General features: G+C 74.4%; 2 protein-coding genes. Both read right to left on the reverse strand.

Translation table 11 applies throughout. The annotated features are described in order from the left end of the window. Nucleotides 1-1,097: AlkA N-terminal domain-containing protein (locus G3I19_RS35745; RefSeq protein ID WP_164267842.1), on the reverse strand; the 1,097-nt coding region annotated here is incomplete at its 3' end. 87 nt (nucleotides 1,098-1,184) lie between these two features. Further along, on the reverse strand, nucleotides 1,185-2,600 hold the full coding sequence (locus G3I19_RS35750; protein WP_164267843.1) for an NAD(P)/FAD-dependent oxidoreductase: 1,416 nt from the start codon (nucleotides 2,598-2,600) through the stop codon (nucleotides 1,185-1,187). Nucleotides 2,601-2,964 lie beyond the last annotated feature (364 nt).

The raw sequence follows: 2,964 nt of genomic DNA on the forward strand, positions 1-2,964 counted from the left end.
GCCAGGGCCCGCGGCGACGGGAAGAGGTGGGTGCGACCGCCCCTGGCGTCGTCGACGGGCACCCCGTGCGCGGTGACGAGCCGGGCGGCGTGGGTGCGGGCCGCCGCGGTCGAGACCTGCTGGCCGAGCACCGCGCGTACCGCGAACTCGGCCGCGTCGACGGTACGGGGCACCCGGCGGCCCGGGGCCTTGTCGACCATCGGGGCCAGCAGCGGGTCGTTGCGCAGCTCGCCGTCGACAGCGACCGGATCGGCGTCGAGGTCGAGGAGCCAGCGGCAGCGGCTGATGGCGTGGGTGAGGTCGCGCAGATCGGTGAGGGAGAGCAGACAGCCGATGTGGTCGGGGTGCGGGGTGAGTTCGGCGATGCCGTGTCCGTACGGCAGGGTGAGCGTCCTGCGGTACGCGCCGTCCCGCCACTCCTCCACGCCGGGGACCCCGGTCGCGGCGAGATGGCCGAAGAGGTTGTCGGGGTTGAGGGGCGCGCGGAACGGGAGCCGGAGCGCGATGGCGCCCGGGGTGTGCGGCCGGGCGCCGCGCGCGGCGCGGGTGCGCAGCTCGCCCGGGGCGAGCGCGAAGACCTCACGGACCGTGTCGTTGAAGGTGCGGACGGAGGAGAATCCGGCGGCGAACGCCACGTCCGCCAGGGGCAGTTCGGTGGTCTCGATGAGGATGCGTGCCGTCTGGGCGCGCTGGGCGCGGGCCAGGGCGAGCGGTCCTGCGCCCAGCTCGGCGAGGAGCTGGCGCTCGATCTGCCGGGTCGAGTATCCGAGCCGTCCGGCGAGGCCGGGCACGCCCTCCCGGTCGACGACGCCGTCCCGGATCAGGCGCATCGCGCGGGCCACGACATCGGCGCGGGCGTTCCACTCCGGGGAGCCGGGGGTGGTGTCAGGGCGGCAGCGTTTGCAGGCGCGGAACCCGGCCTGCTGGCAGGCGGCGGCGCTCGGGTAGAAGGTCATGTTCTCGACCTTGGGCGGCACGACCGGGCAGCTGGGGCGGCAGTAGATCCTGGTGGTCAGGACGGCCGTGAAGAACCAGCCGTCGAAGCGGGCGTCCTTCGACTGGACGGCGCGTACGCAGCGCTCGGTGTCGGTGTGCATGGGTCAAGCATCGGCCACTCACGGCACCGGGGGCTGGCGAGAATCCGACATCTCCCTCCCTCCGCCCGGCCGCGGCCGCCGGCCCGCTCACGTACTCCGCAGCCGCCGCCACACCGCCTTCGCCGCGTTGTGGCCCGACATGCCGTGGACGCCCGGGCCCGGCGGGGTCGCCGCCGAGCAGAGGTACACCGCGGGGTGCGAGGTCGTGTAGGGGAACAGGGAGAGCTTGGGCCGCAGGACCAGTTGCAGTCCGGCGGCCGCCCCGCAGGCGATGTCGCCGCCCACATAGTTCGCGTTGCGCGCGAAGAGTTCGGCGGGTCCCGCGGTGGCGCGGGCGAGCACCCGGTCGCTGAATCCGGGCGCGAAGCGTTCGATCTGGCGCTCGATGGCCTCGGTGAGGTCGCCGTCCCAGCCGTGCGGCACATGTCCGTACGTCCAGAAGACATGCTTGCCCTCGGGCGCTCTGGACGGGTCGACCAGACTCGGCTGGGCGCTGATCAGGAATGGCGTCTCGGGGGCGCGGCCGCCGGACGCCTGGCGCAGTGCCGTACCGATCTCACGGCTGCTCGGCCCGATCTGGACGGTCCCGGCGGTCCTGGGGGCCTCCGCCGTCCAGGGCACCGGCCCGTCGAGCGCGTAATCGATCTTGAAGACGCTCGCCCCGTACCGGTATCCGTCGTAGGCGCGGCCGAGGCCGGCGATGCGCGCGGCGGCCGTCGGGGAGGTGTCGAAGACGTACGCGCGGGCGGGCGGCAGATCGTCCAGCCGCTTCACCTCGAAGCCGGTGTGCACCACACCGCCGAGGTCGCGCAGATACCCCGTCAGCGCGTCGGAGATGGACTGTGAGCCGCCACGCGGCAGCGGCCAGCCGCCCTCGTGCGCGGCGAGCGCGAACATCAGCCCCACGGCGCCGGTGGCGAGGCCGTCGAGCGGGGCGATGACATGGGCCACGAGCCCGGCGAACAGGGCACGCGCCCGGTCGTCGCGGAAGCGCTTCATCAGCCAGGTGGACGGCGGGAGTCCGGCGAGTCCGAAGCGGGCGAGTGTCACCGGGTCGCGGGGCAGCGCGGTGAGCGGCAGCGACATGAAGTCCCTTGCCAGCGTGGGCCACCGGCCGATGAAGGGCGTGACGAGCCTGCGGTACGCGCCCGCGTCGCGCGGTCCGAAGGAAGCGGCGGTCTCGGCGACCGAGCGGGACAGCACGGCGGCGGTCCCGTCGTCGAAGGGGTGCGCCATGGGCAGTTCGGGGTGCAGCCACTCCAGGCCGTACCGGTCGAGGGGCATGGTCGCGAAGACCGGCGAGCCGACGCCCAGCGGGTGGACTGCGGAGCACGGGTCGTGGCGGAAGCCGGGGAGGGTGAGTTCCTCGGTCCGCGCGCCCCCTCCGACGGTCTCCCGGGCCTCGAAGACCTCGACCGCGAACCCGCGGCGGGCCAGCTCAACAGCGGCGGTCAGCCCGTTGGGTCCCGCCCCCACGACGACAGCATCGAGCATCGACGGCACCTTCGGACTCCTTCGTCAGCCGATGGCCAGAGGTGCCAAGGATATTCCCGTGCGCCGACAGTGCGGCCGGGGGTGGTGTCACGGCCGGTGCCTACGGTGACCGGGCCCCTGGCGGAGCAGCTCCGCACCCCTTCCCGGCAACCGTTCCCGGTAGCGGGGCGGCGGCCACGGAGCGGCCGCCGCCCCGCCGTCCGAGGTACGCGCGTTGCAGGGCTCCGGCGGCTGACAGCCCGGCCGGCCGGGGCCGGGGCGGCCGAGGCCCGGGTGGCCGAGGCCGCTCAGGGCTTGGCCGGTACGTGCTGGTCCGTGGCCGGGGCGCTGTCCAGGCCCGGCTCCGCACCGGCCATGTCCTGCGCCTCCGGCC

This window comes from Streptomyces sp. SID10853, assembly GCF_010548145.1.
Lineage (GTDB): Bacteria > Actinomycetota > Actinomycetes > Streptomycetales > Streptomycetaceae > Streptomyces.